This window comes from Tsukamurella soli, assembly GCF_039541155.1.
GTDB classification, from domain to species: Bacteria; Actinomycetota; Actinomycetes; order Mycobacteriales; family Mycobacteriaceae; genus Tsukamurella; species Tsukamurella soli.
In genome coordinates, this window is the sequence record NZ_BAABFR010000177.1 from 1 (window position 1) to 5724 (window position 5724).

A 5724-nucleotide genomic window follows, 5' to 3' on the forward strand; every position below is an offset into this window, starting at 1 on the left:
CCGCTCGCGGCCGCCTCGGGGCGCAGGTGCCAGGCCGCCGCCGGCAACCCGAGCCGACGCGCGAGCGCCGCACTCAGGCCCGACCGGACGTGCGCCACCGTGGCGACCGGACGTGCGATCAGCGATGTCATCTCGTCTCCTGGGGTCGGTAGAGTCCTCGTCACTTCGGTTCTCCTCTCAGTGTGCCCGGGCCGCCGTTCAATGGGCCCCGGCCAGGCCGTGCTCCGACCGGCGACCGCTCCCACGCGCGGGACCACGGTGCAGCGCCCGCGCCGCCGCCTGCGTCTGGGCGGACCATGCCAGGCGGCGCCGCGCCCACCGGACCCGGCGGGCCGCTGCGGCCCGGTCCGCACCACGCGCGGCCACCGCCCGTCGCATCTCTTGGGCGCGGTAGTCGACGGGGTCCTTCTCCAACAGCATCCACAGCGCCAAGGCCACCGGCAGCGCGATCGCGATCCACCACATGTCGTGCTCCTTACCCTCGAACCCGGTGTTCCGGGTGATGTACAACGACGCTACGGAGTCGATCGGCGCAGGTCAGCGGCCCTGAGGTGGAACTTCACCGCCCGCCTGCGGGTGGAGTGGGATCCTCCCGTAGGCGGAGGCGCCGCCCCGGCCGCGCCGATAGACTCGATGGATGCGCTGGTTGGAGGCGCGGTACCGCCGCGCGTTCGCGCTCCTCGGATACGAGTACCCGCCGAGTTACATGTTCATCACCGACGCGGGCCTGCTCGCACTGGTGGCGGCCGCGGTGATACCCCGGGTACTCGCGGGGCCGCACGGGTGGCAGTGGCTGTGGCTGGCGCTGGCGTGCGCGCTCGCGGCCGTCCCGACGGTGGCGTGTCTGCTGCGCAAGGCGAAGATGTCGATCACGCTGCACACGGTGCTCCTCATCGCGGCCTCGTCGCTGTACTGGCTGGTGCCGGCGCACACCGACGTGGTGGCACTGATCCTCGTCCTCGGCGCCACCGCCGCCGCCGCGGTGAACCCGCCGCGCCGCGCCGTCGCGCACCTGGCGGCGTTCGAGGCCACGGTCGTGGTGCAAGGGGCAGCCGGGCACGTTCCGCAGGCGTGGCTGTTCGCCGTGATGGTGTGCTTCGGCGCGGCCGTCGGCTACCTGCTCCAGTACCAACTCCTGCTGCTGCGGTCGGAGCGGCAGGCGCAGTCCGCGCAGGCCGCGGTCGACCGCGCACGGATCGCGGGCGAGGTGCACGACGTGGTGGCCCACTCGCTGTCGGTCGTGCTCCTCAACGTGACCGCGGCCCGGCGCGCGCTCGAGTCGGACGACGCCCGCGACGAGGCCGTCGACGCGCTGCGAGATGCCGAGCAGCAGGGCCGCGCGGCGATGACGGACGTGCGCCGCACCATCGAGTTGCTTCGGGCGGACGGTACCCCGGACGGACCCCAGCCGGGGCTCTCGGACCTGCCCGAGCTGGTGGCGTCGTTCCACCGGTCCGGATCCGTGGTCGCGCTGCGGTACCGTGGACCCGACGAGACACTCACCAGCGCAACGGAACTCGCGGCCTTCCGGGTGGTGCAGGAGTCTCTGTCGAATGCCGTCAAACACGCCCCGGGAGCGCGCGTGGATGTCACCGTCGGGCCGGAGCGGGGGCGGTCGCTCGCGGTCCGGGTGTGCAACCCCGTCCCGCCGGACACGCACCGCCGGCCGGGCGGTTCGGGCCTCGCGGGGATGCGCGCCCGTGTCGAGAGCGTGGGCGGCACGCTGCGCGCCGGGCCCGCCGACGGTGCCTGGCGCGTCGACGCCGCGTTCCCTGCGGCCGGCTTCGATGCGAACGGGGCGGCGACGCATGGACGGTGAGCCGATCCGCGTGCTCCTGGTGGACGACCAGGAGCTGGTGCGGTCCGGGCTGCGCCGGATCCTGCGGAGAAAGGACGGTTTCGATGTCGTAGGCGAGTGCTCCGACGGTGACGAGGTCGCCGGTGCCGTCGCCGCACACTCCCCCGACGTGGTGGTGATGGACCTGCGGATGAAGCGGGTCAGCGGGATGGAGGCCACCAGGCGGCTCGGGACGCGTGACGGCGCGCCACCCGTCCTGGTGCTCACCACCTTCAGCGACGACGACCTGCTGTCGGAGGCCCTACGGGCGGGCGCCGCGGGGTTCGTGCTCAAGGACTCGCCGGCCGAGGAGCTGATCCGCGCCGTGCGGCTGGTGGCCGCCGGCGACGCCGTCCTCGACCCCGCGGTGACCGGCCGGGTCCTGCACGCCTATCGGGCCGCGCCGGTGCCCGCTGCGTCGCCCGTGGCCACGCAGCGCCTCACCACCCGCGAGGTAGACGTGCTCGCGCTCGTCGGACGCGGGCTGTCCAACGACGAGATCGCCGCCGAACTGGTGATCTCGACGGTGACGGTCAAGAGCCACATCGGCTCGATCTTCGCCAAGCTGCGCGTCCGCGACCGCGCCGCGGCCATCGTCTTCGCCTTCGACCACGGGCTCGTGCGGCCGCGGCAGGGCTGAACAGGACCGCGGTCCGACGGGTTGCGCGGCTTCTGGATACGCTCGTCCGGTCCGCCGATCCGAGGGATGGAGCCAACCGTGTCCGCCACCGCAGCCCCCGTCGCCACCGACCCGCCCCTGCACCGGGTGATGCGGCTGCGGCACCTGATCGGCAACGGTCTGGTATTCATCGGCCCGGCTGCGGCCGTCGGCATCCTCGGCCCCCTCGACGCGCGGAGCCACGGCGCAGCGGCGGCCGTCTACATCGTGTCGACGGTGGTCATGGGCCTGACCGCGGTGTCGTACTCGCAGATGTCGCGCGCCGTCCCGCGAGCCGGGTCGGTGTACTCCTACGCCACGGCGGGGATCGGGCCCCGCACCGGATTCATCGCCGGCTGGATGGTGCTGCTCGACTACTTCCTGATCCCGAGCGTGGCCTTCCTGTTCACGGGGTTGGCGCTGCACTCTGCGATGCCGAGCATCCCGGCGTGGGCCTTCACCACCGTCGGCCTGGTGGTGGCGACGGTGCTCAACCTGGTGGGCGTCGGCGCGCTCGCACGGGCGGCGCTCGCCGTAGTGGCGCTCGAGTTGCTCGCGCTCGCCGTCACGGTGGTCGGTGCGCTCGTCGAGATCGGGCGGGGCCACGCGACGCGCGGCCTGCTGACGCCGTTCACGGGGGTCGGCGGCTTCGCCCCGACCGCGATCATCGGCGCGGTGTCCGTCGCCGCGCTCGCCTACCTCGGATTCGACGCGATCGCGACGTTCGCCGAGGAGACCGCGGGCGGCAGCCGTCTGGTCGGCCGCGCGATGGTGGCGTGTCTCGCGCTCGCCGGCGTGCTCTTCCTCCTCCAGTCGTACGTCGCCGAGGTGCTGGCCGTGCCCACCCCGACGCATCTCGCCGCACACGCGAGCGAACAGGGGACGCTGTACTACGACACCGTGCGAGCCCAGGTGACGCCGTGGACGGCGACCGCTCTGAGCTACGCGAAGGCCGTCGGCGCGACCTTCTCGGGGATGGTCGGGCTCGCCGCCGGCGGCCGCGTGACCATGGCCATGGCGCGCGACGGCCGCATGCCCCACGTGCTCAGCCGCGTGCACCCGCGCAGCGGCGTGCCCGTCGTCGCGTTGGTGGGCGTCACCGCCGTGACCGCCGTCCTCGCGGTGTGGGCGGCGCATGCCGACAACGGCCTCGACGTGCTCTCGTCCACGGTGTCGGTCGGCGCGCTCAGCGCGTTCCTGCTGCTGCACGTGTCGGTGCTCGGGTATTTCCGCGGCGACGACGAGCGCCGGTGGCTGGTGCACATCGCCGTGCCCGCGGCGGGTATCGCCTGCCTGGCCGCGGTGCTGTGGTATGCCGACCACACCGCCCAGACCGTGGGGATCGTGTGGCTGGTGGTCGGCCTCGCCATCGTCGCGGTACGCGAGGTCGGTGCGCGCCGGCGCCGGTGACGGCCGCCTCGGCGGCTCAGTGGCGGTCGATGAACTCCGGGGTCTCCCGGTTCATCGCGGCGGTGCGCGCAATGGCATGGTTCTCGCCGCGCAACAGGCCCAACTGCAGTGCCTGCTCCACGGGGAACGACAGCCGCGAGCCGCTGTACCAGGTGTTCTCGAACAGCGCCTTCGACGCGGCGACCGCATCGGGTGAGCGCTCCTTGATCTTGGCGATCAGCGTCAGAGCCTGAGCCTGGGGGTCGACGGCGACCTCGCTCACGAGCCCCCATACGTGCGCCTGCTGAGCCGAGAAGACCTCGCCCGTCATCGTCAGGCGCTTCGCGATGTCGATCGTGGTGAGCTGGGCGATCGACGCCGACAGCGACATGTCCGGGATCAGGCCCCACTTGGCCTCGAGGATGGAGAAGTCGGCGTCCGCGGCGGCGAACCGGAAGTCGGCGCCCAGCGCGATCTGCAGGCCGCCGCCGTAACAGTGGCCGTGCACGACGGCGACCACGGGCACGGGCACGCTGCGCCACGCCCAGCCGGCGGCCTGGAAGTTGTTGGCGGCGGACGTCCGCTTGGGCACGAAGTTCATCAGCAGGCGGCGCTGTTCCTTCGCCGCCGACGCGAAGTCCAGCCCCGAGGAGAAGGAGGGCCCCTCACCGGTGAGCAGCACGGCCCGCAGGTTGCGGTCGCGCTTGGCGCGATCGGCAGCCTTGGCGAGGTCGTCGAGCATGTCCAGCGTCAGGCCGTTGTGCTTGTCCGGCCGGTTGAGGCGCACGTACGCCACCTGGTCCTGCACGTCGTAATCGATGTTCGACAACCGTCTGCTCCTCGCCTGATGAAGTTGGAGTTCCTCGGCCAGCGTATCGGGCGCGCCGTCGTGCCAGCCGGGGCGCGCGGGCGACCGGCTACACCATCGCGCCGCCGCCCGCCGTCACGGGTCCGGTCGGTAAGCTCACGGCATGTCCACGACGCCCGCGCTGTGCATCACGCAGGAGCCCGCATCCGACGCGGTGCTCAGCGAGTACCCGTTCGCGTTGCTGGCGGGGATGCTGTTGGACCAGCAGTTCCCCATGGAGCGCGCGTTCGCCGGTCCCGCCAAGGTACTCGAGCGGTTCGGCAGCATCGACCCGCACGCCATCGCCGAGGCCGACCCCGTCGCCTTCGAGGCGCTGTGTACCACCCCGCCCGCGATCCACCGCTACGGTCGGGCGATGGCCGCGCGTCTGCAGGCGCTCGCGCGCATCGTGGTGGACGAGTACGACGGTGACGCGTCCCGGATCTGGACCGAGGCACCATCGGGAGCTGCGCTGGTCAGACGCATCCAGGCGCTGCCCGGCTTCGGTGCCCAGAAGGCGAAGATCTTCGCTGCGCTCGTGGGCAAGCAGCTGGGTGTGCGGCCGGCCGGCTGGGCCGACGCAGTAGGCGACTACGGGAGCCCGGGGTTCCGGTCGGTCGCCGACGTGGTGGACGGCGAGTCTCTGGCTAAGGTACGTGCGTACAAGAAAGAGATGAAGGCCAAGGCGAAGGCGGCCGCCGAGTGACGGCGACCCCGATCGGCGTGACGACCACTTTCAGACACGAGGGCACGAAGCCGTGAGAGCAGTTCTGGGAGGAACCGCGCAATGACGCATCCCGACGGCGACGAAACGGAGTCGCAGCCGGCCGTCTCGGAGACGCCCGACACCGTCATCACCCCGGCTGCCGCGCACGAGCCCCGCCAGCCCGCGCCCGATGCAGGCAAGGCGGCGCCCGACACCGTCATCACGCCCGCCGCCGGCCCCACCGCGGCCGCGGAGGACGACGGCGCGCCTACCGTCGCGCATCCGAC

Annotated in this window: 7 protein-coding genes; 5 read left to right on the forward strand and 2 right to left on the reverse strand. The window is 72.3% G+C overall.

Features of this window, described 5'->3' with window-relative positions:
- Nucleotides 1-198 precede the first annotated feature (198 nt).
- Nucleotides 199-465 (reverse strand): hypothetical protein, encoded by a 267-nt coding sequence (locus tag ABD908_RS26415; protein ID WP_345001728.1) that lies wholly within the window; start codon nucleotides 463-465, stop codon nucleotides 199-201.
- A 172-nt stretch (nucleotides 466-637) separates the two neighbouring features.
- On the opposite strand from ABD908_RS26415, the gene ABD908_RS26420 reads away from it, so the two are divergent.
- The 3 genes from ABD908_RS26420 (at nucleotide 638) to ABD908_RS26430 (ending at nucleotide 3905) form a co-directional block, all read left to right on the forward strand.
- Entirely contained in the window at nucleotides 638-1819 is a 1182-nt protein-coding gene (locus ABD908_RS26420; RefSeq protein WP_345001730.1) for a sensor histidine kinase, read from the forward strand.
- Nucleotides 1809-2477 carry a response regulator transcription factor gene (locus tag ABD908_RS26425; protein ID WP_345001733.1) on the forward strand — a complete coding sequence of 223 codons (669 nt, stop codon included), beginning with the start codon at nucleotides 1809-1811 and terminating at the stop codon, nucleotides 2475-2477. The genes ABD908_RS26420 and ABD908_RS26425 overlap by 11 nt, the downstream gene beginning before the upstream one ends.
- A 78-nt stretch (nucleotides 2478-2555) precedes the next feature.
- The gene (locus tag ABD908_RS26430) at nucleotides 2556-3905 is read left to right on the forward strand and encodes an APC family permease (RefSeq protein WP_345001736.1); all 1350 of its coding nucleotides are present in this window, start codon (nucleotides 2556-2558) and stop codon (nucleotides 3903-3905) included.
- 16 nt (nucleotides 3906-3921) lie between these two features.
- Here ABD908_RS26430 and ABD908_RS26435 read toward each other — a convergent pair whose 3' ends face one another.
- Nucleotides 3922-4704 (reverse strand): crotonase/enoyl-CoA hydratase family protein, encoded by a 783-nt coding sequence (locus tag ABD908_RS26435; protein WP_385924413.1) that lies wholly within the window; start codon nucleotides 4702-4704, stop codon nucleotides 3922-3924.
- A gap of 151 nt (nucleotides 4705-4855) precedes the next feature.
- Between ABD908_RS26435 and ABD908_RS26440 the strand changes: the two genes are divergently transcribed.
- Together ABD908_RS26440 and ABD908_RS26445 are read left to right on the forward strand one after the other, a co-directional pair.
- On the forward strand, nucleotides 4856-5437 hold the full coding sequence (locus ABD908_RS26440; RefSeq protein WP_345001742.1) for an HhH-GPD-type base excision DNA repair protein: 582 nt from the start codon (nucleotides 4856-4858) through the stop codon (nucleotides 5435-5437).
- 81 nt (nucleotides 5438-5518) lie between these two features.
- Nucleotides 5519-5724 (forward strand): hypothetical protein (locus tag ABD908_RS26445; protein ID WP_345001745.1); only part of this gene is annotated, 206 nt, incomplete at its 3' end.

Bases quoted from the DNA above. Each gene is read 5' to 3' on its own strand.
- ABD908_RS26415 (WP_345001728.1), bottom strand. From the start codon at position 465: ATGTGGTGGATCGCGATCGCGCTGCCGGTGGCCTTGGCGCTGTGGATG.
- ABD908_RS26420 (WP_345001730.1), top strand. From the start codon at position 638: ATGCGCTGGTTGGAGGCGCGGTACCGCCGCGCGTTCGCGCTCCTCGGA.
- ABD908_RS26425 (WP_345001733.1), top strand. From the start codon at position 1,809: ATGGACGGTGAGCCGATCCGCGTGCTCCTGGTGGACGACCAGGAGCTG.
- ABD908_RS26440 (WP_345001742.1), top strand. From the start codon at position 4,856: ATGTCCACGACGCCCGCGCTGTGCATCACGCAGGAGCCCGCATCCGAC.